This window comes from Streptomyces sp. NPDC051105, from assembly GCF_040682795.1.
Lineage (GTDB): Bacteria > Actinomycetota > Actinomycetes > Streptomycetales > Streptomycetaceae > Streptomyces.
Genome location: NZ_JBFBBR010000001.1, coordinates 561,566 through 581,737, shown reverse-complemented (window position 1 = coordinate 581,737; position 20,172 = coordinate 561,566). Strand labels below are relative to the sequence as shown.

19 protein-coding genes are annotated in these 20,172 nt (G+C 71.0%); 10 read left to right on the top strand and 9 right to left on the bottom strand.

Annotated features, from left to right (window positions below; genetic code table 11):
• Positions 1-11: 11 nt before the first annotated feature.
• The 3 genes from AB0N16_RS02640 to AB0N16_RS02630 are packed head-to-tail and all read left to right on the top strand — an operon-like array spanning position 12 to position 4,374.
• Entirely contained in the window at positions 12-353 is a 342-nt protein-coding gene (locus AB0N16_RS02640; protein WP_365792255.1) for a hypothetical protein, read from the top strand.
• Positions 344-1,834: a 3' terminal RNA ribose 2'-O-methyltransferase Hen1 gene (locus tag AB0N16_RS02635; RefSeq protein WP_365792253.1), complete on the top strand. Its 1,491-nt coding sequence runs from the start codon at positions 344-346 to the stop codon at positions 1,832-1,834. The genes AB0N16_RS02640 and AB0N16_RS02635 overlap by 10 nt, the downstream gene beginning before the upstream one ends.
• A complete protein-coding gene (locus tag AB0N16_RS02630) occupies positions 1,831-4,374 on the top strand; it encodes a polynucleotide kinase-phosphatase (RefSeq protein ID WP_365792251.1) in 2,544 nt (847 codons plus the stop codon). The genes AB0N16_RS02635 and AB0N16_RS02630 overlap by 4 nt, the downstream gene beginning before the upstream one ends.
• Before the next feature lie 18 nt (positions 4,375-4,392).
• Here AB0N16_RS02630 and AB0N16_RS02625 read toward each other — a convergent pair whose 3' ends face one another.
• Positions 4,393-5,286: a hypothetical protein gene (locus tag AB0N16_RS02625; protein ID WP_365792249.1), complete on the bottom strand. Its 894-nt coding sequence runs from the start codon at positions 5,284-5,286 to the stop codon at positions 4,393-4,395.
• A gap of 325 nt (positions 5,287-5,611) precedes the next feature.
• A complete protein-coding gene (locus tag AB0N16_RS02620) occupies positions 5,612-6,748 on the bottom strand; it encodes an SPFH domain-containing protein (RefSeq protein WP_365792770.1) in 1,137 nt (378 codons plus the stop codon).
• Positions 6,749-6,876: 128 nt separating this feature from the next.
• Between AB0N16_RS02620 and AB0N16_RS02615 the strand changes: the two genes are divergently transcribed.
• From AB0N16_RS02615 to AB0N16_RS02605, 3 genes are all read left to right on the top strand, one after another.
• A complete protein-coding gene (locus AB0N16_RS02615) occupies positions 6,877-8,100 on the top strand; it encodes an arginine deiminase (RefSeq protein ID WP_365792247.1) in 1,224 nt (407 codons plus the stop codon).
• A 117-nt stretch (positions 8,101-8,217) separates the two neighbouring features.
• The gene (gene argF / locus AB0N16_RS02610; protein ID WP_365792245.1) at positions 8,218-9,225 is read left to right on the top strand and encodes an ornithine carbamoyltransferase; all 1,008 of its coding nucleotides are present in this window, start codon (positions 8,218-8,220) and stop codon (positions 9,223-9,225) included.
• Positions 9,226-9,351: 126 nt separating this feature from the next.
• On the top strand, positions 9,352-10,794 hold the full coding sequence (locus tag AB0N16_RS02605) for an amino acid permease (RefSeq protein WP_365792243.1): 1,443 nt from the start codon (positions 9,352-9,354) through the stop codon (positions 10,792-10,794).
• Here AB0N16_RS02605 and AB0N16_RS02600 read toward each other — a convergent pair.
• The 5 genes from AB0N16_RS02600 to AB0N16_RS02580 all read right to left on the bottom strand — a co-directional run bounded on the left by AB0N16_RS02600 (position 10,754) and on the right by AB0N16_RS02580 (position 15,141).
• Positions 10,754-11,206, bottom strand: a complete 453-nt coding sequence (locus AB0N16_RS02600; protein WP_362180619.1) for an ATP-binding protein — start codon at positions 11,204-11,206, stop codon at positions 10,754-10,756. The two genes, AB0N16_RS02605 and AB0N16_RS02600, sit on opposite strands and share 41 nt — an antisense overlap.
• A gap of 245 nt (positions 11,207-11,451) precedes the next feature.
• Entirely contained in the window at positions 11,452-12,696 is a 1,245-nt protein-coding gene (locus tag AB0N16_RS02595; RefSeq protein ID WP_365792240.1) for a GTP-binding protein, read from the bottom strand.
• 2 nt (positions 12,697-12,698) lie between these two features.
• The gene (gene cysD / locus AB0N16_RS02590; RefSeq protein WP_365792238.1) at positions 12,699-13,601 is read right to left on the bottom strand and encodes a sulfate adenylyltransferase subunit CysD; all 903 of its coding nucleotides are present in this window, start codon (positions 13,599-13,601) and stop codon (positions 12,699-12,701) included.
• Positions 13,598-14,149 (bottom strand): adenylyl-sulfate kinase, encoded by a 552-nt coding sequence (gene cysC, locus AB0N16_RS02585; RefSeq protein WP_365792236.1) that lies wholly within the window; start codon positions 14,147-14,149, stop codon positions 13,598-13,600. Before cysC ends, cysD begins: the two co-directional genes overlap by 4 nt.
• A gap of 179 nt (positions 14,150-14,328) precedes the next feature.
• Complete coding sequence (locus tag AB0N16_RS02580; protein WP_365792234.1) at positions 14,329-15,141, bottom strand: PaaX family transcriptional regulator C-terminal domain-containing protein; 813 nt, start codon at positions 15,139-15,141, stop codon at positions 14,329-14,331.
• A gap of 294 nt (positions 15,142-15,435) precedes the next feature.
• Here AB0N16_RS02580 and AB0N16_RS02575 point away from each other — a divergent pair, with 294 nt between their 5' ends.
• Positions 15,436-15,789 (top strand): recombinase family protein, encoded by a 354-nt coding sequence (locus tag AB0N16_RS02575; RefSeq protein WP_365792232.1) that lies wholly within the window; start codon positions 15,436-15,438, stop codon positions 15,787-15,789.
• Complete coding sequence (locus tag AB0N16_RS02570) at positions 15,786-17,033, top strand: recombinase family protein (RefSeq protein ID WP_365792230.1); 1,248 nt, start codon at positions 15,786-15,788, stop codon at positions 17,031-17,033. Before AB0N16_RS02575 ends, AB0N16_RS02570 begins: the two co-directional genes overlap by 4 nt.
• A 177-nt stretch (positions 17,034-17,210) precedes the next feature.
• On the opposite strand, the gene AB0N16_RS02565 is transcribed toward AB0N16_RS02570, so the two are convergent.
• The gene (locus AB0N16_RS02565) at positions 17,211-17,387 is read right to left on the bottom strand and encodes a hypothetical protein (RefSeq protein ID WP_365792228.1); all 177 of its coding nucleotides are present in this window, start codon (positions 17,385-17,387) and stop codon (positions 17,211-17,213) included.
• Positions 17,388-17,709: 322 nt separating this feature from the next.
• Positions 17,710-18,144 (bottom strand): DUF6415 family natural product biosynthesis protein, encoded by a 435-nt coding sequence (locus AB0N16_RS02560; RefSeq protein ID WP_365792226.1) that lies wholly within the window; start codon positions 18,142-18,144, stop codon positions 17,710-17,712.
• 148 nt (positions 18,145-18,292) lie between these two features.
• Between AB0N16_RS02560 and AB0N16_RS02555 the strand changes: the two genes are divergently transcribed.
• Positions 18,293-19,531: a helix-turn-helix domain-containing protein gene (locus AB0N16_RS02555; RefSeq protein ID WP_365792768.1), complete on the top strand. Its 1,239-nt coding sequence runs from the start codon at positions 18,293-18,295 to the stop codon at positions 19,529-19,531.
• A 99-nt stretch (positions 19,532-19,630) separates the two neighbouring features.
• Positions 19,631-20,125, top strand: a complete 495-nt coding sequence (locus AB0N16_RS02550) for a hypothetical protein (protein ID WP_365792224.1) — start codon at positions 19,631-19,633, stop codon at positions 20,123-20,125.
• Positions 20,126-20,172: the final 47 nt, after the last annotated feature.

Below are 20,172 nucleotides of genomic sequence, written 5' to 3'. Positions count from 1 at the left end.
GTGACAGCCCTGTGACCGGAACTGTGGCCTCCACCGCCGGGTCGGTCGCGCTCTCCGTGAACGAGTCCTCGCACGGTGCGGACTCCACCCCCGCGATCGAGTGCCGCGACGACTTCCCGGGCGACCGGCTCGTCGGGCAGACCTCCTCCTACCTGCCGCTGCGCTTCGACTGCGTCCTCGACGACGGCAGCACCCACCCGAGCAGCCCCGGCTACTCCTGGATCAACACGCTGATCGCCGTGTTGGCCCTGGCCGCCGTCCTGCTGCTGGTGGCGAAGCGCCACCTCGGAGAGCCCGTAAAACCAATGGTCACGGCGGGGGCGGACCGGGAAGAATCGGACGGGTGTTCCTGACGATCTCCACGAGCGGCACCGCCGCCACCCCGGCCACCGACCTCGGTTTCCTGCTGCACAAGCACCCCGGCAACGCGCAGACCTTCTCGACCTCCTACGGCATCGCGCACGTCTTCTACCCCGAGGCGGATGCCGAGCGCTGCACGGCGGCGCTGCTCCTGGAGGTCGACGCGGTGGCGCTGGTGCGGCGCGGCAAGGGCAAGGGACGCGGCGGCGCACCCGACGCGGCGCTCGCGCAGTACGTCAACGACCGCCCGTACGCGGCCTCCTCGCTGCTCGCCGTGGCGATCGGCAACGTCTTCTCCAGCGCGATGCGCGGAGTGTGCCGGGCCCGTCCCGAAGCCCCGGAGCAGACCAGGCCGCTGCGCGTCGAGGTCCCGGCGCTGCCCGCACGGGGCGGCCCCGACCTGGTACGACGCCTCTTCGAGCCGCTCGGCTGGACGGTGACCGCCGACCCGGTCGCCCTGGACCCCACGTTTCCGGAGTGGGGCGACTCGCGGTACGTCGGTCTCGTCCTGGAATCCGAGGCGCTGACCCTCGCCGAGGCGCTGCGTCACCTCTACGTTCTGCTCCCCGTCCTCGACGACGCCAAGCACTACTGGGTGTCCGCCGAGGAGGTCGACAAGCTGCTGCGCGCGGGCGAGGGCTGGCTGCCCGGCCACCCCGAGCAGAAGCTCATCACCACCCGCTATCTCTCCCGCCGCTGGTCGCTGACCCGGCAGGCGATGGAGCGGCTGGAGCTGGTGCGGCTCGCCGAGACCGACGACAGCGAGGTCGAGGAGATCGACAACGCGGTCGAGGAGGAGACGGAGGCGGAGGAGAAGCCGGCGCCGCTCGCGGTACAGCGCCGGGAGGCGATCCTCGGGGCGCTGCGCCGGGCCGGTGCCACCCGGGTCCTCGACCTCGGCTGCGGACAGGGCCAGTTGGTGCAGGCACTGCTGAAGGACCCGTCGTTCACCGAGATCGTCGGCGTCGACGTGTCGGTGCGGGCGCTCACCATCGCCGCGCGCCGGCTCAAGCTCGACCGCGTCAGCGAGCGCCAGGCGGCCCGCGTCAAGCTCTTCCAGGGCTCGCTGGCCTACACCGACCAGCGGCTCAAGGGGTACGACGCCGCCGTGCTCAGCGAGGTCATCGAGCACCTCGACCTGCCCCGGCTGCCCGCCCTGGAGTACGCCGTGTTCGGCGCCGCCCGCCCGCGCACGGTCCTGGTGACCACGCCGAACGTCGAGTACAACGTCCGCTGGGAGACCCTCCCCGCCGGGCACGTCCGGCACGGCGACCACCGCTTCGAGTGGACCCGCGAGGAGTTCCGCTCCTGGGCCGCCCGGGTCGCCGAACTCCACGGCTACCAGGTCGAGTTCATTCCCGTGGGCCCGGACGACCCCGAGGTGGGCCCGCCCACCCAGATGGCTGTCTTCGAGATGAGCACAGCCGAGCCGAGCACCACCGCTCCCGCCGTGAAGGAGGCGAAGGCAGCATGACCGAGCAGACAGCTGGACGGGTCCTTCCCGTCACCGACCTCTCCCTGGTCGTCCTCGTCGGCGCCTCCGGCTCCGGCAAGTCCACCTTCGCGCGCCGTCACTTCAGGCCGACCGAGGTGATCTCCTCCGACTTCTGCCGGGGACTGGTCTCCGACGACGAGAACGACCAGGGCGCCACCAAGGACGCCTTCGACGTGCTGCACTACATCGCGGGCAAGCGGCTGGCCGCCGGGCGTCGCACGGTCGTCGACGCCACCAGCGTGCAGCAGGATTCCCGGCGCCAGCTGATCGACCTGGCCAAGCGGTACGACGTGCTGCCCATCGCCATCGTCCTGGACATCCCCGAGGAGGTGTGCGCCGAGCGCAACGCGACCCGCGCCGACCGGGCCGACATGCCGCGCCGGGTCATCCAGCGCCATATCCGCGAACTCCGGCGCTCGGTCAGGCACCTGGAGCGCGAGGGCTTCCGCAAGGTGCACATCCTGCGCGGTGTCGAGGAGGCCGAGTCGGCGACCGTCGTCACCGAGAAGCGCTTCAACGACCTGACCCACCTCACCGGCCCCTTCGACATCGTCGGCGACATCCACGGCTGCGCCTCGGAACTGGAGTCCCTGCTCGGCAAGTTGGGCTACGCCGACGGCGTGCACCCCGACGGCCGTACCGCCGTGTTCGTCGGCGACCTCGTCGACCGCGGCCCGGACAGCCCGGGCGTGCTGCGCCGGGTGATGTCGATGGTGAAGTCGGGCAACGCCCTGTGCGTGCCCGGCAACCACGAGAACAAGTACGGGCGATATCTCAAGGGCCGCAAGGTCCAGCACACCCATGGGCTCGCCGAGACCATCGAGCAGATGGACGGCGAGAGCGAGGAGTTCCGGGCCCAGGTACGGGAGTTCATCGACGGGCTCGTCAGCCACTACGTCCTCGACGGCGGGAAGCTGGTCGTCTGCCATGCCGGGCTGCCCGAGAAGTACCACGGCCGCACCTCCGGCCGGGTCCGCTCGCACGCGCTGTACGGCGACACCACCGGCGAGACCGACGAGTTCGGCCTGCCGGTGCGCTACCCGTGGGCCGAGGACTACCGGGGCCGGGCGGCCGTCGTCTACGGCCACACACCCGTCCCGGAGGCTTCCTGGCTCAACAACACCATCTGCCTTGACACCGGCGCCGTCTTCGGCGGCAAGCTGACCGCGCTGCGCTGGCCGGAGCGGGAGCTGGTCGACGTACCGGCCGAGCGGGTCTGGTACGCGCCGGCCCGGCCGCTGCGCGCCGAGGCGCCCGGCGGCCAGGACGGACGCCCGCTCGACCTGGCGGACGTGCACGGCCGGCGGGTCGTGGAGACCCGGTACCAGGGCCGGATCGCGGTCCGCGAGGAGAACGCGGCGGCCGCCCTGGAGGTGATGAGCCGCTTCGCGATCGACCCGCGCCTGCTGCCGTACCTGCCGCCGACCATGGCCCCGACGGCGGCCTCGCGCGTCGAAGGCTACTTGGAGCACCCGGCGGAGGCCTTCGCGCAGTACGCGGAGGACGGGGTCGCCCGGGTCGTGTGCGAGGAGAAGCACATGGGTTCGCGGGCGGTGGCCCTGGTCTGCCGGGACGCCGCGGTGGCGCACAAGCGCTTCGGCGTCGCGCCCGGCCCCACCGGCTCCCTCTACACCCGCACCGGACGCCCGTTCCTCGACGACGAGTCGGTGACCGAGGAGATCCTCGGCCGGATCCGCGCCGCGGCCGACGCGGCCGGACTCTGGGACGAACTGGCCACCGACTGGCTGCTGCTCGACGCCGAGCTGCTGCCCTGGTCGCTCAAGGCCGGCGGCCTGCTGCGCACCCAGTACGCGGCGGTGGGCGCCGCCTCCGGCGCGGTCTTCCCGGGCGCGCTGGCCGCCCTGGAGGGCGCGGCGGCGCGCGGTGTGGACGTCGGCGGGCTGCTCGCCCGGCAGCGTGAACGCGCCGCCGACGCGGCCGCGTTCACCGACGCGTACCGCCGGTACTGCTGGACCACCGAGGGCCTGGACGGGGTGCGCCTCGCCCCCTTCCAGATCCTCGCGGTACAGGACCGCAGCCTCGCCATGCTCCCGCACGACGAGCAACTCGCCCTCCTGGACCGGCTGGTGGAGAACGACCCGACCGGCCTGCTCCGGACCACCCGGCGCCTGTACGTCGACACCGGGGACCCGGAGTCGGTGCGGACCGGTGTCGACTGGTGGCTGGAGATGACCGGCCGGGGCGGCGAGGGCATGGTCGTCAAGCCGCTCGGCTCGGTGGTGCGCGACCCGAAGGGCCGGCTGGTCCAGCCCGGCGTCAAGTGCCGGGGCCGCGAGTACCTGCGGATCATCTACGGTCCCGAGTACACCCGCCCCGACAACCTGGCCCGCCTCCGCAACCGGCTCCTCAACCACAAGCGGTCCCTGGCGATCCGCGAGTACGCCCTGGGTCTGGAAGCCCTGGACCGCCTCGCGGACGGCGAGCCGCTGTGGCGGATCCACGAGGCGGTGTTCGGGGTGCTGGCCCTGGAGTCGGAGCCGGTCGACCCCCGGCTGTGAGGGTGACCGGCACCGGGGTCAGCCGACCAGCCGGAGCCGGTGCGCGCAGGCTCCGACCCGGACCGTCTGCCCCCAGGTCAGCTCCAGGGCGTCGGTCTCGATGCCGTCGCCGAAGGCGATCAGACGGTCCGACTCGACCGTGAGCGTCAGGGCCGCGGAGGCGGTCAGTTCGCCGGCGACCAGGGAGGTCCCGGTCGCCGGCGAGGGCCAGGCCTCCCGGACGAACCACAGCAGGCGGTCCTCGGTGGGGGAGGGCAGCGTCAGCCGGGCGCCGCGCTCCTGCCACAGCGAGCGCAGCCAGCCGGTGGCCCCCGTGCCGGTGCCCACCAGCACCCCGGAGGAAGCCTGGGCCTCGACGACACCCCCGTCGTTCTCGAGGCCCAGGCGGTATCGGGCGGTCTGATGACCGGCGGTTCCCAGATAGATCTCGTTGAGCGCCACGAGCCGCTGCGTGTCGTCGGCCACCGCCTCGACCATGGTCAGCTCGTCGGCGCGGGTGGCCTCGAAAGAGGCCAGCAGCAGGGCCGCGTGCTCCGGCCGGTGCCGTACCAGCACGCCGGGGTTACGGCCGGGGTCGGTGTCGATGCCGATCACCGGCTGGCCGTCCAGGTACTTGGCCACGTTGGCCACCAGCCCGTCCTGGCCGACCACCAGGACCACGTCCTCGGGCCCGAACAGGAAACGGTCCAGGTCGGACCGCTCGACCCGGGCCTGGCGCCAGGTCAGCGGAATCGCCGAGGACACCTCGGCGAGCGCCCGCCCGGTCCGGCGGTGCCGCTCGGCGACCTCCTCGATGTCCCGCCCGCGGGAGGAGAGGAAGAAGGCGGCCTGTCCGTGGGTGCCGTGGTGGGCCACCAACTCGTCGTACTCGGTGGTGCGGTGGACGAGTACCACGCGGGGGGCGAGGCTCATGACGCCGCCTCCGGGGGCCGGCCGAGTGGGGTGGTGGGCCTTGGTGGGACGGCCGGACGGGGTGTGGCTGGTTCTGCGGTCCGGCGGGCGGTCGTGTTCCCGGTGCCTTTCCCGACGGGGGTTCGGTCGAGCCGGGTGGGCTTCGGTGGGGTGGTCGGCCGGGGTGCGGCCGGTGCCGCGGTCCGGTGGGCGGCTGTGTTCCTGGTGCCTTTCCCGACGGGGGTTCGGTCGAGCCGGGTGGGCTTCGGTGGGGCCGCCGACTCGGCGGGCCGCCGGGCGGCCGTGCCCCCCGTGCCGTCCCCTGCCGGGGACCTGCGGGCCGCGTTCACGCCCCCTCCGCCGAGCCCAGCTTCGCCAGCAGTCCCGTCAGCACGTCCGGCGACACGGTCACACTGTCGATGCGCGGCAGGTTCTCGGCGAGCCGGGTGCCCGTGAGGGCGTGCAGCGTGGCCACGTCCACCTCGCCGTGCACCCGCAGCCACGCCGCCTGTGCCGCGGCCCGGGCCTCGCCGGTCTCCCGGGCTCCCTCGGCCTCGGCCCGCGCCAGCGTGACCGCCCGGGCCGCCTCGGCCTCGCCCAGCTTCACGGACCGGGCCGCCTCCGCCTCCGCGAGCCGCACCGTGCGCGCCGCCTCGGCCTCCGCCAGCTTCACAGACCTGGCGGCTTCCGCCTCCGCCAGTTTCACCGACCTCGCGGCCTCCGCCTCCGCGCGCACCGCGTCGGCCGCCGCGTGCTCCTCCGCCTCGCGCCGCGTGTTGGTGCCCCGCTGCTCGACCAACTGCTCCTCGCGGCGGGCCAGTTCGATCTGGCTGGCCAGCTCGTTCTCGGCGATCGCCCGCTCCCGCTCGACGGCCACCGCCCGCCGCTCGTAGGTGGCCCGGTCGGCCTCCTGCTGGATCTGCTCGCGGGCCGGCGTGCGCAGCGCCCGCTCCACCTCCGGCTCCGGCCGCAGCGCCATCACCCGCACGGCCACCACCTCGATCCCGGTGGCCGGCAGCCGGGGCTCCGCGCCCAGCCCCTCGGCGATCCGTTCCCGGACCGCCGTCACCCCGTCGACCAGCGCCTCCGCCAGCGGGGTGCGGGCCAGCACGGCCAGCGCGTGCTGCTGGGCCGTCTCCGTGAGCAGGGTGCCCAGCTGTTCCAGCGGGGTGCCGCGCCAGACACCGGTGTCGGGGTCGATCGAGAAGTCGAGGCGGGCGGCCGCCAGTTCCGGGTCGCCGATGCGGTACGTGACCGTCGCCTGCACCGCCACGTCCTGGAAGTCGGCCGTACGGGCGTGGAAGGTCATCGCCAGTTCGCGGTCGTCGACCGGTATCTCGGAGATCGCCGCGGTGAGCGCGCGGAACCAGAAGCTGATGCCCGGCCCGTCGTGCAGCAGCCTGCCCCCGCGGTGATGCCTGATGTGCGCCGTCGGGGCTCCGCGCAGATGGCGCCGCCCCAGCCGCCGGGTGATGTCGGCCATGAAGTCCCCTTCGCGATTTAGAGTCAACATGACAATAATCGTGTCCGTTCCGCTTGTCGTCAAGAGGACGAGAACAAGAAACGGCCGACCTGGGGGTGAACCCGGTCCGCGATGGTGAGGATGGAGTCATGGGATTCCAAGTCGACTCCGAAGCCGGGCGGCTGCGCCGCGTCATCCTTCACCGGCCGGATCTGGAGCTCAAAAGGCTCACCCCCAGCAACAAGGACGCCCTCCTCTTCGACGACCTCCTGTGGGTGCGCCGGGCCAGGGTCGAGCACGACGGTTTCGCGGACGTGCTCCGGGACCGCGGGGTCGCCGTCCATCTCTTCGGCGACCTGCTCACCGAGACGCTGGCGATCCCGGCGGCTCGCGCCCTCGTCCTGGACCGGGTCTTCGACGAGAAGGAGTACGGCCCGCTCGCCACCGACCATCTGCGCGCCGCCTTCGAGGACCTGCCCGCGCCCCAGCTGGCCGAGGCGCTGGTCGGCGGCATGACCAAGCGGGAGTTCCTGGACGGGCACGCGGAGCCCACCTCGGTCCGCTTCCACGTCATGGACCTCGACGACTTCCTCCTCGAACCGCTCCCCAACCACCTCTTCACCCGCGACACCTCCGCCTGGGTCTACGACGGCGTCTCCATCAACGCCATGCGCTGGCCGGCCCGGCAGCGGGAGACCGTGCACTTCGAGGCGATCTACCGGCACCACCCGCTCTTCCGTGGCGAAACGTTCCACGTCTGGTCGGAGGGGCAGGCCGCCTACCCCTCGACCATCGAAGGCGGCGACGTGCTGGTGATCGGCAGCGGCGCGGTCCTGATCGGGATGAGCGAGCGCACCACCCCGCAGGCCGTGGAGATGCTCGCGCACAAGCTGTTCGCGGCCGGCTCCGCGCAGACGATCGTGGCCCTGGACATGCCGAAGCGGCGCGCCTTCATGCACCTCGACACCGTGATGACGATGGTCGACGGCGACACCTTCACCCAGTACGCCGGGCTCGGCATGCTCCGCTCGTACACCATCGAACCGGGCGCCGGCGAGAAGGAGCTCAAGGTCACCGACCATCCGCCGGAGCACATGCACCGCGCGATCGCCGCCGCCCTCGGCCTCAGCGAGATCCGCGTCCTCACCGCCACCCAGGACGTGCACGCGGCCGAACGCGAGCAGTGGGACGACGGCTGCAACGTCCTCGCCGTCGAACCCGGTGTCGTCGTCGCCTACGAGCGCAACTCCACCACCAACACCCATCTGCGCAAACAGGGCATCGAGGTGATCGAGATCCCGGGCAGCGAGCTGGGCCGGGGGCGGGGCGGTCCGCGCTGTATGAGCTGTCCGGTGGAGCGGGACGCCGTATGAGACCGGACCTGTGCGAACCCGAAGCCGCGTGAGACCGAAGCGGCCTGTATAGAAATGTGAATCGTCGTATAGACTTCCAAAAGTCCCCGCGTCGATCTCTACTGCTGGAGCGCCCCCATGGCGACAGTCCCGACCGCCCTCGCCGGCCGCCACTTCCTCAAGGAGCTGGACTTCACCCAGGAGGAGTTCCGCGGGCTGGTCGAGCTGGCCGCCGAGCTGAAGGCGGCCAAGAAGGCCGGGGCCGAGATGCGGTACCTGCGCGGCAAGAACATCGCGCTGGTCTTCGAGAAGACCTCCACCCGCACCCGCTGTGCCTTCGAGGTCGCCGCCGCCGATCAGGGCGCGCACACCACGTACCTGGACCCGGCGGGCTCGCAGATCGGCCACAAGGAGTCGGTGAAGGACACCGCCCGGGTCCTCGGCCGGATGTTCGACGCGATCGAGTACCGCGGGCACGGCCAGGGTGTGGTCGAGGAGCTGGCCGCGTTCGCCGGGGTCCCCGTCTACAACGGGCTCACCGACGAGTGGCACCCCACCCAGATGCTCGCCGACGTGCTCACCATGACCGAGCACTGCGACAAGCCGCTCACCGGCATGGCCTTCGCCTACCTCGGCGACGCCCGCTACAACATGGGCAACTCCTACCTCGTCACCGGCGCCCTGCTCGGCATGGACGTGCGGATCGTGGCGCCCCGGCTGCTGTGGCCGGACGACACGATCGTCGAGCTGGCCCAGCGCCTCGCCGACGCGTCCGGCGCCCGGATCACGCTCACCGACGACGTGAAGGAGGGCGTGCGGGGCGCCGACTTCATCGCCACCGACGTATGGGTGTCGATGGGCGAGCCCAAGGAGGTCTGGGACGAGCGGATCGCGCTGCTCGGCCCCTACGCCGTGACCATGGACGTGCTGCGCGCCAGCGGCAACGCCGACGTCAAGTTCCTGCACTGCCTCCCGGCCTTCCACGACCTGGGCACCGATGTCGGACGGGAGATCTTCGAGCGCCATGGACTGACCGAGCTGGAGGTCACCGACGAGGTGTTCGAGTCCGAGCACTCGGTCGTCTTCGACGAGGCCGAGAACCGGATGCACACCATCAAGGCGGTACTGGTGGCCACGCTCGGCTGAGGGCCGCCGTAACGCTCCGGCCTCACCAGGCCTTATTCTTTCCGGCGGCCCGGCCCACCCCTGCCGCGGCCGCCCCGGCGACCGACCCGGATCGCACCCGCACCACCAGAAACGAGCACCACCCGCATGCCCCGCATCAAGTCCCCCCACCTGCTGGTCGCCGAATCCGGCGCCGACCGCGCGGGCCACGGCCTCCGCCGCACCATGGGCCTCTTCCAGCTGATCTGCTTCGGCATCGGCGCGATCGTCGGCACCGGCATCTTCGTCGGGCTCTCCGACTCGGTCGCCCAGGCCGGCCCGGCCGTCGTGATCTCGTTCGTCCTCGCCGCGGTCACCTGCGTCTTCACCGCCCTCTCCTTCGCCGAGCTGGGCGGCGCGATCCCGGTCTCCGGATCGTCGTACTCCTTCGCCTACGCCGGCCTCGGCGAGTCCACCGCCTTCCTGGTCGGCTGGTGCCTGCTCCTGGAGTACGGCATCTCCATCTCGGCCGTCGCCGTCGGCTGGAGCCAGTACGTCGACGAACTGCTGCACAGTCTCACCGGCCTCCAGCTCCCGCACGCCCTGTCCGCGGGCCCCGGCGACGGCGGGATCGTGAACCTCCCCGCCGTGATCGTCATCGCGATGGCCGCCGTGCTGCTGGTCCGCGGGGTCCGGGAGAGCGCCCGGGCGACCGCCGCGATGGCGGCCGTGAAGCTCGTCGTCCTGGTCGCCTTCTGCGTGATCGGCTTCAGCGCGTTCAAGGACGGCAACCTGGTGCCGTTCTCCCCGGCCGGGCTCGGCGGCATCGGCGCGGGCACCACCGCCGCGTTCTTCTCGTACATCGGCTTCGACGCGATCACCACGGCCGGCGAGGAGGCCAAGAACCCGCGCCGGGACATCCCCGTCGCGATCCTCGTCTGCATGGGCGTGGTCACCCTGCTCTACTGCGCGGTCGCGCTGGCCGCGACCGGCGCCATCGGCGGCGACCAGGTGGCCGGGCGTCCCGCGGCCCTCTCCTACGTGGTCAACCAGGTCACGGGGTCCACGATCGGCGGCGGTGTGATCGCCTTCGGCGCGGTCGTCGCCATCGCCTCCGTCGTCCTCGCGGTGATGTACGGCCAGACCCGCATCCTCATGTCCATGTCCCGGGACGGGCTGATCCCGCGCGTCTTCGAGAAGGTCTCCCCGAAGACCGCCACCCCGGTCGCGGGCACCCTGATCGTCGCGGTCGTCTTCGCGCTGCCGGCGGCCTTCGCGTCGCTGGACGCGGTGATGAACCTGTGCACCATCGGCACCCTCGCGATCATGGCCGTGGTGAACATCGCGGTGATCGCCCTGCGCCGTCGCGAACCGGCCCTCGCCCGCACCTTCCGGGTGCCGCTCTACCCGGTCGTGCCGCTGCTGGGCGTCGGTTTCTGCCTGTATCTGATCTACGAGACCGGGTGGACGACCTGGATCCAGTTCGCCGTCTTCCTGGCGGTGGGCCTGCTCGTCTACCTCGGCTACGGGCGCCGGCGCTCCACGCTGGCCCTGGTGAAGAGCGACGCGGTCACGCCGGACGCCACTGACGCGGTACTACAGGAAGCCTGAACCACACCGCCTTGCCGGACTCGGTGGGGCGGTGCCCGCAGGACGCGCTGAGGGCGCGGATCAGCAGCAGACCGCGGCCGCCCTCGTCCATGGGATCGGGCTCCTCGATCACCGGACGGGTCAGGTGGCCCGGCGGCGCCGGATCCGGGTCGTGCACCTCGACCTTGCAGCCGCCCGGCATCAGCTCGACGACCAGCTCTATCGGCCCCTTGCCGGCGGTGTGCTCGACGGCGTTGGCGACCAGTTCCGCGGTGAGCAGCTCGGCGGTGTCGGGGTCGGCCGCGTGGCCCGCCTCCTCCATCGCCGAACGCACCAGGGCACGGGCGACCGGCACGGCCGCGACGGTGTGCGGCAGCGCGATGCGCCAGGAGGCGGCGGCGGAAGGTGGTTCGTACACGGCGATTCCGTTCATGGCGCAGGCGATCACTGCTTGTCCTGCTTTCAACTGTAGGAATGGTACGGGCCCCGTCCCGGAGCCTGTCGGCGGGCCCCGGACCGGACCATCGGCCCGACAACAGGCTGCTTACCCCCGCCCGCGGGCGGTCTTTCACGACCGCCCGCTCTGTTACCGCCTTATTGACGCGCCGTGACCTTGTGACCGTCCCGAACGCGCGGAGCCCCCGGCACCCGCCGGGGGCTCCGCGACCGAGGAGGGGATCAGGCGAAGTCGACCATCCCCGCGGTCAGCGTCGCGCCGTCCGCCGGATCGATCAGGATGAACGCGCCGGTGCGCCGGGAGACCGCGTAGGCGTCCAGCGGCAGCGGCTCGGCGCTGCGCAGGGTGATCCGGCCCAGGTCGTTGGCGGTGAGCTCGGCCGCGCCGGCCAGTTCCCGGACGATCGCCTTGACGGTCCGGGTGGTGTGCTTGAGCAGCACCCGGTCGCCGACCCTGAGCGGCCGGTCGGCCAGATGGCACACGGCCGCCGTGACGTCCTGGGTGAGCACGGGCACCTCAGGGCCGGCGGTGATCATGTCGCCGCGGGACACGTCCCGCTGGTCGGCCAGGCGCACCCCGACGGACTGCGGGGCGTGCGCGGCCTCGACCGCGGTGCCGAGCGCGTCGATCGCGGCGATCTCGGAGGTCTCTCCGGACGGGTGGACGGTGACCCGGTCGCCGACCCGCAGCGAACCGGAGACAAGCTGGCCCGCGTAGTGACGGATGTCACCGTGCCGGATCACATACTGGACCGGGAAACGGGCCGGGGCGTCGGCCGCGTCCGCGGCGACCGGGACGTTCTCCAGGAACTCCAGCAGAGCCGGGCCGCCGTACCAGTCCATGGCCGCGGACCGGTCGACGACGTTGTCGCCGACCAGCGCGGAGACCGGGATCGCGGTGACCTCCGGAAGCCCCAGCTCGGCGGTCTGCGCGGTGAAGTCGGCGACGATCCGCTCGAACTCGGCCCGCTCGTAGCCGACCAGGTCCATCTTGTTGACGGCGAGGACGACGTGCGGGACCCGGAGCAGGGCGGCGACGGCCGCGTGCCGGCGGGTCTGCTCGAGGACCCCGTTGCGGGCGTCGATCAGGATGATCGCCAGCTCGGCGGTGGAGGCGCCGGTGACCATGTTGCGGGTGTACTGCACGTGGCCGGGCGTGTCGGCGAGGATGAACCGGCGCTTCGGGGTGGCGAAGTAGCGGTAGGCCACGTCGATGGTGATGCCCTGCTCGCGTTCGGCGCGCAGTCCGTCGGTGAGGAGGGCCAGGTCGGGGGCGTCCTGCCCGCGTGAGGCCGAGGCGCGCTCGACGGCTTCCAGCTGGTCGGTGAGGACCGACTTGGAGTCGTGCAGCAGCCGTCCGACGAGGGTGGACTTGCCGTCGTCGACCGAGCCGGCGGTCGCGAAACGCAGGGTGTCGATGGTCGGGCCCGCAGTGCCGGTGGTCGTGCTCGTGCTAGTGCTGGTCATGCCTAGAAGTACCCCTCGCGCTTGCGGTCTTCCATCGCGGCCTCGGAGAGCTTGTCGTCGGCGCGGGTGGCGCCGCGCTCGGTGAGCCGGGAGGCGGCGATCTCGGCGATCACCTTGTCGATGCCGTCGGCGTCGGAGTCGACGGCACCCGTGCAGGACATGTCGCCGACGGTCCGGTAGCGCACCCGGCGCTTCTCGACGGTCTCGTTCTCCCGCGGGCCGCCCCACTCACCCGCCGTCAGCCACATCCCGCCCCGCTGGAAGACCTCGCGGTGGTGGGCGAAGTAGATGTCCGGCAGCTCGATCTCCTCGCGGGCGATGTACTGCCAGACGTCCAGCTCGGTCCAGTTGGAGAGCGGGAAGACCCGGACGTGCTCGCCGGGGGCGTGCCGCCCGTTGTAGAGGTTCCACAGCTCGGGGCGCTGGCGGCGCGGGTCCCACTGGGAGAACTCGTCCCGCAGTGAGAACACCCGCTCCTTGGCGCGGGCCTTCTCCTCGTCCCGGCGGCCGCCGCCGAAGACCGCGTCGAACTTCTCGCTCTGGATCTTCTCCGTCAGCGGCAGTGTCTGCAGCGGGTTACGGGTCCCGTCGGGCCGCTCGCGCAGCACACCCCGGTCGATGTAGTCCTGCACGGAGGCCACGTGCAGCCGCAGCCCGTGCCGCTCGACCGTACGGTCGCGGTACTCGAGGACCTCGGGGAAGTTGTGCCCGGTGTCGACGTGCAGCAGGGAGAACGGGACTGGCGCGGGCGCGAACGCCTTCAGGGCCAGATGCAGCATGACGATGGAGTCCTTGCCGCCGGAGAACAGGATCACCGGCCGCTCGAACTCGCCCGCCACCTCGCGGAAGATGTGGACCGCCTCGGACTCCAGCGCGTCCAGGTGGGACAGGGTGAAGGTGCTCATGCCAGCCCTCGCTCCACCAGCAGCGCGTGCACCGCGTCCGCCGACTCCTGCGGGGTCTGGTCCTGGGTGTGCAGCACCAGCGCCGGGTCGGTGGGCGGCTCGTACGGGTCGTCGACACCGGTCAGCCCGGTCATCTCACCCGCGGCCTGCCTGGCGTACAGACCCTTCACGTCCCGCTCGCTGCACACCTCGACCGGGGTCGCGACATGCACCTCCAGGTACGGTGTGCCGGTCTTCTCGTGCCGGTCGCGGACCGCCTCGCGGCTGTCGGCGTAGGGAGCGATGACCGGGACGACGGAGAGCACGCCGTTGCGCGCCAGCACCTCCGAGACCAGCCCGATGCGCTGCACATTGGTGTTGCGGTCCGCCCGGGAGAAGCCGAGGCCTGCCGAGAGGAAGCGGCGTATCTCGTCGCCGTCGAGGACCTCCACGCGATGCCCCTGGGCCTTGAGCCGATCGCCCAGGAGCCGGGCGATCGTCGTCTTGCCCGCGCTCGGCAACCCCGTCAGCCAGACCGTGGCCCCCTGAGCCCTTGGCGTGGTGGTCATGCGCAACAGACCTCTTCCCTACCTACTCAAACCCGCGTACGACCCGTCGAAGAGTAGGTAAGAAGTCTGAGAGGAGTGGTTAAGGAAGCTGAGGTTTAGCTGAGTGACTCGTGGTACGCAAGAGGTCACCGGGACGTGCAATGAACATTTCACAATCGGCGAGCCGCTCGCCGCTCTGTTCACAGGCCGACGAAGGCACCGCCCGCATCCCGCAGCCGCTGGTGCAACGCCCGGAAGACGGCGGCCGAACGGGTGCCCGGCCAGTCGGCGGGCAGCAGGCCCGTCGGCAGTCCGGGGTCGATGTACGGCAGATGGCGCCAGGAGTCCAGGGCAAGGAGATAGTCGTGGTAGGCGTCCTCGGGCGGGGTGTCCGTCCGGTGCTCCCAGTCGCGCAGCACCGGCTCGTGGTCGTCGAGGAACTGCTCGTGCGCCTTGGCGATCGCTGTCAGATCCCACCAACGGGCGACCGCCTCGGTGGTGGGCGCGAACCCGAGATGGTCACCGCGGAAGAAGTCCACGTACGGATCCAGGCCGAGCCGGTGCAGGGTGTGCCGGGTCTCCTCGAACAGCCGGGCCGGGGCGATCCACACCCCGGGGGCGGCCGTGCCGAAGCCGAGTCCGGCGAGCCGGGAGCGCAGCACATGCCGCTTCTGCCGCTCCGACTCGGGCACCGAGAACACCGCGAGCACCCAGCCCGCGTCCTCCGGCGGCGCCGCCGCGTACACCCGGCGGTCGCCGTCGTCCAGCAACTGGCGTGCCTCGGCGGAGAGTTCGTATCCGGCGGCGCCCTGGGCGGTGCGGGCCGGGGCCAGCAGACCGCGGCGTTTCAGCCGGGACACCGACGACCGTACGGAGGGCGCGTCCACGCCGACGGCGGCCAGCAGCCGGATCAGCTCGGCGACGGGCACCGGGCCGGGCAGGGAGCGGCCGTACGCGCCGTAGAGCGTGACGATGAGGGACCTCGGGGCGTGTTGCTCGGACACGTTGATCATTTTAGGTCCCCGGCATCGCTGCTGGTCACCTCAGGTACGCGCCTGAACGTGAGTCAGTGTTCCGGGGGCGCGTCGAAGGAGCCGGGGGAGGCGGGCCGGCGGGGGCCCGCGCCGAGTCCCCGGTGATCGATCCGGGCCCTGCCCGCGCTCGGGTCAGGCGGCGACGGCGAGTCGGCCGGCCGGGCCGCGGTGCGGCTCGGTCACGCTGCCGGGGTGCAGCTCGCCGGTGCCATCAGGTATTTGGTTAGACCCCCCGTAGGAGCAGCCTGGAAGGGAGCCCGAGGTAGGCACCCGATGACGATCAAACGAACCCGCCAGGCGGTCATCTACTGCCGGATCAGTGAGGACCGGGAGGGCAAGGAATATGGAGTCGACCGGCAGGAAGCGCACTGCCGCCGCCTGGCTGACCGGCGCGGATGGCAGGTTGTCAGGGTGTTGGTGGACAACGACATCACCGGCACCGGCAGCAAGAACCGGCCCGGCTATGACCAGCTGCTGACCGTGCTGCGGAAGGGCACAGCCAACGCGGTCCTCGCCGTGTCCGACAAGCGGCTGAACCGCAACTACCGCAACGCGTTCGAGCTGCTGGACCTGATCCAAGAGCGGGACATCGCCGTAGAGTCACCAAGGGCGGGCCGGTCAACATGAACACTGCCGAGGGGCGCGGCATCGCCCGGCGCAAGGCGATCGATGCGCAGGAGGAGTCTGAGGAGATCGGCGAACGCGTGGCCGACGCGAAGAAAGACAACGTGGCCAAGGGCATTTACCGGGGCGGCGGCCGACCCTTCGGGTACGAGGCCGACGGCATCACCCCGCGCTCCCTGCTCTGCCCCGAGTGCCAGGCCACCGAGGGTTTCGTGATCACGGTAGTCCGTGAGGATCACACCCATGACGACGGCCCGCCCTGCCCGATCACGGCCGTCACGGTGGCGTGTCCGAATGGCTGCGGCACCGAGCCGGTGAACGCCCCCGGGTCCGAGGCGTGGTACCTGGAGCAGGTCACGCGCGCCATTGTCGACGGCGCGGCGAACCGATCGGAGCTGCGTAAGTGGCACGCGGCGGGCGTGAAGACCCCGGCTCGTCGCAAGCGGAACCCGGACGACACCCGCACCGAACCGAAGCCGGATGAGTGGACGCCGACGACCTTCCTCAAGCTGCTGCGTCGACCGCGAAACGCCGGGCTCATGGAGGTCGACGGAGAGATTATCGGCAAGGGAGCCTGGCCCGCGATTGTGGATGAGGAGACCTGGCAGATCTGTGAGGCCGTCCTGAAGAACCCGGCCCGCCGCACCTCGCCCGGTCCGACCCGCAAGTACCTTGGCGGCGGCCTCTACAAGTGCGGTCTGTGCCCAGCGTTGGCGAAGACGCGTGGGCGCGGCACCGCTCGTAACGGCTCCGTATACGTCTGCTCCGCCGAGGGTTATGTGTCCCGCAATGCAGGTGCTGTGGATGATCTCGTGGAGCGGGTCGTGATCGCGAAGCTGTGCAGTGATGCCCCGGTCGCGGCACAGGCACCCATGGCTGTCCCGGACACGAAGGCTCTGGCGGCCCGACGTACGGCGCTCAGGATCCGGCTCACGGCCCTGGCTGAGGCGTTCGCCGACGATGAGGACTCGGATCCGGTGGAGTACAAGGCGGCGGCCCGGAGGATCAAAGAGAGGATCACTGCCGTCGAACAGGAGATCGCCGACGCGGTGACGGCGGCGGCCGGTGCGTCCAGCCCTCTCGATGATTTCGACCGGACCGAGTTGCTGTGGCCCTACGCCGCCGACCCGGATGAGGCGCTGACGTGGTGGCGCGAGACGTACCCGCTGGAGCAGCGCCGGGACCTTGCCGCAGCGCTGGTCACGGTGACGATCTTGCCCGCAGAGCAAGCCCGTCCGGCCGGATGACGGCTGGGCTCCAAGCACTTCGGCCCCGACTCCGTGAAGATCGAGCCGATCAAGATCTGATCATCCGGACATGACGAAGCCCGGCCGTCGGGGGATGACGGCCGGGCTTCGTTCTGTTCTGCGAGGGTCTGGCACGGTGGGCCGCCGACCATGAGGTGACGGCCCGGACCGCCCGGCTCAGAGCCGGGAGTGGAGCCAGACCAGGAACAGGCTGGCAGCCGTGGTGCTCGCGCCGTACGCGGCTCCGTAGAGCGCCCGCAGAGCGAGGCCACGCCGGTAGCGCCTGGCCCACTCGAATGCGCGGCGGGCCGGGGCTCGCCTGGGCACGCCGGGGCCCGACTGGTTATGGTGCATGGGTCTCCTTCCACACCGGTTGGGGTACGCACCGGGAGCCCGCTCCCGCCCTCGGTTCCTAGGCCAACGGGGCGGTGACAGGGCTCCCTTTGCGTGTGGATGGAGTCTAGGTGGTGGCGGCTGAAGCGCGATTCGGCCGACTGCAAATGGGGCGTCTGTTCGGCCTTGATCATCGGTCGCACCTACCCAACGCCTAGCCATCCCAACGCAACCCGACATTTTGGGAGTTTGCTCCGCCGGAAAAAGATCAGTGTGACGTGCGTCACGGACACAGGGAAGCCCGGCCGCCAGGGGAGGACGGCCGGGCTTCGGTCTGTGCGGGCTACGCCTCGGGGTGCTCCTTGGCGTGATCACTGACCTCGGGGTGATCACTGACCAGGGTCTCGAAGTGATCACACATGGCGTTCAGGCGCCGGGCCAGCCGCCGCGCGTGCCGGACGGCCGACTCCTGGCCGGGGTAGATCTTCGCGCCCAGCGTCCGGCGCGTGTCGGCGGCGGAGATCACCGCGCAGTTCACCGGGGCCGCCCACCCCCGGTCGTCGTCCGGCTTGGTCGCGGCGACCCGTTCCACCACGGGCGTGATCAGCTCCAGATGGCCGCGCAGCGTGCTGATCAAGATCAGCGCCTCGTCAAGGGCGAGATCATCGGCGTCCCCGGCCAGCGACCGGCGCACGGTGGCGCGCATGGTCGCGATGTCCAGCGGCGCGAGCCGGTCGTCCTCTGCCGCTGTGGGCGGGTGTTCAGTAGCTTTCGTCATGTCGTCGCTCCCTCGAAGCGTCGGCCACGCCCCGGGGCCGTTCGCGCGGTCGCCGGGGTCTCATCGGTTCACCGACCATTTCGAGGGACGCTGATTCCGGCCATCCCATGGCCCTATAGCGGCGCCCTATATTCGATCCATGGAGAACATGAGCCCCGATCTGTGGACCCATCCGCAGCTCATCGCTGCGGTGGCCGCCGAGGATTGGGGCGCTGTCTTCCGTACCTACCGGAAGCTCACCGGTCTGTCTCAGACCAGGCTCGGGGAGCGCGTCGGCCTGGTGCAGCCGGACGTCTCGGAGATCGAGCGGGGCCGACGGCGGGTGACCTCCGTCGAGGTACGTGAACGGATCACGGCCGGGCTCCGGATACCGGCCGACCTTGCCCGCGCGGGGTCCGTGACACCGGCTCAGGCGGTCGCCGGTCTGGTCCTCCCGGGGCCTGGTCCCGACGACGATCTGCTGACCCGGGTCACCACCGTTGTCGGCAACGGTCACAAGGTCGACGCGCCCACCCTCGATTGGCTTGACCGGCTCCTGGCCGAGCACCGCCGGGCAGAGGACGAGATCGGTTCACGCCCGCTGGTCGGGATCATGCGCCAGCAACTCGGCACGGTGGTGGACCTGTACGCGAGTGCCCGGGGCCCGCTTGGCGACCGCGTGGTCCGGCTCGCCTCCGAACACGCTCAGTTCCTGGCGTGGATGGCGCAGGATCAGGGGCAGACGGCCGCCGCGCTGGCCTGGTACGACCGGTCCCATGAATGGGCCCTGGAAGCCGGGGACGCCAACATGGCGGCCACCACCCTGTCCATGAAGGCGCACATGGCGTGGTCCGGCGGCCGGGGAGACCGGGCCGTCCGGCTGGCCGACGCGGCGCGCTGGTCGGCCCCCGGGACGTCCCTGGGGATTCAGGGGATGGCCGCGCAGATGGCCGCCCGGGGCCACGCCCTCAACGGCGACGGGGACGACGCGGAACGCCTCCTGGACGAGGCGCAGGACATGATCAGCCGGGCGGCCGAGCACCCCGAGGACGAACCGCCGTGGATGTACTTCTACGGCGAGACCTGGTTCACCCTGCAACGCGGTATGGCCGCCCTCCACTTGGGCGAGTGGCGGGCAGCGGTCGACCACCTGACGATCGGTCTCGAAGCCCTGCCGGACGAGTACCGGCGGGACAAGACCTGGTACCGGACCTGCCTGGCGCACGCCTTCGCGGCGGCCGGGGAAGCCGCCGAGGCCCTCACCGTGGCCCTGGACGCCATCCCGGACGCCTCCGCCATCGGCCGACCGCACGCCTGGAACGAACTCCACACGACGGCCGCCGTCCTCCTGCGCAGGGGCGCCCCGGAGGGCCGCCAGCTCGTGGCCGCGCTGCACACCTACGACTGAACCGCCCGCCCGACCACCACGAGCCGGCAAGTGGACACTAGCTCCACCATCACCAGCTTCGCCGATTGCCATACCGCCCACTGAAGTACCGCCAGAATCATGTTGATGGTTGCACCACCCTCGCCCACTCACTGGTGGGACGACTGGCTCAAGTTCACGCCCGGCTGGCTCGCGTTCGTGGTCACGGTCGGCGCAGGCATCCGCAAGGTGTGGACCCGTTTCCACCGAGTCGCCCTCGGGGCCGATCACGACAAGTTGCGCGAGCAGCTGGCGTCCATGCGTGGCCTCTTCGAAGAGATCACAACTCAGGGAGGCTTGACGTCCTCTTGGTTTCTTGACAAGGACCGGAGGGAGGTTGCCCGGGGACTCCGCGATCTATCCGAGCGACGCACCGACAAGCTCCTCAAGAACGCTTTGTCGAAGATCGCCGAGGCTTGGGATGAGGCGTTCGCCGTCGCTCCACCGGACCGCTGGTCGCAGTCCATCGACTGGGGCGGATATCCGGATACCCGGAGGAGCGCGCAGAGGAAGCCAAGGATCAGGAGAGGTTCGGTCAGCAGATCGCAGTGGTGCGCGGCGGATTTGACCAAGTAGGGGAAGCTCTAAACCGGTTGAACGTGCTGGAGCGCCGCACCATCGGT

Coding starts and splice junctions, on each gene's coding strand:
- AB0N16_RS02565 (WP_365792228.1), bottom strand. CDS start 17,387: ATGCACCATAACCAGTCGGGCCCCGGCGTGCCCAGGCGAGCCCCGGCC.
- AB0N16_RS02620 (WP_365792770.1), bottom strand. CDS start 6,748: ATGGCCGACATCACCCGGCGGCTGGGGCGGCGCCATCTGCGCGGAGCC.
- AB0N16_RS02630 (WP_365792251.1), top strand. CDS start 1,831: ATGACCGAGCAGACAGCTGGACGGGTCCTTCCCGTCACCGACCTCTCC.
- cysD (WP_365792238.1), bottom strand. CDS start 13,601: ATGAGCACCTTCACCCTGTCCCACCTGGACGCGCTGGAGTCCGAGGCG.
- AB0N16_RS02555 (WP_365792768.1), top strand. CDS start 18,293: ATGAGCCCCGATCTGTGGACCCATCCGCAGCTCATCGCTGCGGTGGCC.
- AB0N16_RS02605 (WP_365792243.1), top strand. CDS start 9,352: ATGCCCCGCATCAAGTCCCCCCACCTGCTGGTCGCCGAATCCGGCGCC.
- AB0N16_RS02550 (WP_365792224.1), top strand. CDS start 19,631: ATGTTGATGGTTGCACCACCCTCGCCCACTCACTGGTGGGACGACTGG.
- AB0N16_RS02570 (WP_365792230.1), top strand. CDS start 15,786: ATGAACACTGCCGAGGGGCGCGGCATCGCCCGGCGCAAGGCGATCGAT.
- cysC (WP_365792236.1), bottom strand. CDS start 14,149: ATGACCACCACGCCAAGGGCTCAGGGGGCCACGGTCTGGCTGACGGGG.
- AB0N16_RS02625 (WP_365792249.1), bottom strand. CDS start 5,286: ATGAGCCTCGCCCCCCGCGTGGTACTCGTCCACCGCACCACCGAGTAC.
- AB0N16_RS02580 (WP_365792234.1), bottom strand. CDS start 15,141: ATGATCAACGTGTCCGAGCAACACGCCCCGAGGTCCCTCATCGTCACG.
- argF (WP_365792245.1), top strand. CDS start 8,218: ATGGCGACAGTCCCGACCGCCCTCGCCGGCCGCCACTTCCTCAAGGAG.
- AB0N16_RS02600 (WP_362180619.1), bottom strand. CDS start 11,206: ATGAACGGAATCGCCGTGTACGAACCACCTTCCGCCGCCGCCTCCTGG.
- AB0N16_RS02560 (WP_365792226.1), bottom strand. CDS start 18,144: ATGACGAAAGCTACTGAACACCCGCCCACAGCGGCAGAGGACGACCGG.
- AB0N16_RS02595 (WP_365792240.1), bottom strand. CDS start 12,696: ATGACCAGCACTAGCACGAGCACGACCACCGGCACTGCGGGCCCGACC.
- AB0N16_RS02615 (WP_365792247.1), top strand. CDS start 6,877: ATGGGATTCCAAGTCGACTCCGAAGCCGGGCGGCTGCGCCGCGTCATC.
- AB0N16_RS02575 (WP_365792232.1), top strand. CDS start 15,436: ATGACGATCAAACGAACCCGCCAGGCGGTCATCTACTGCCGGATCAGT.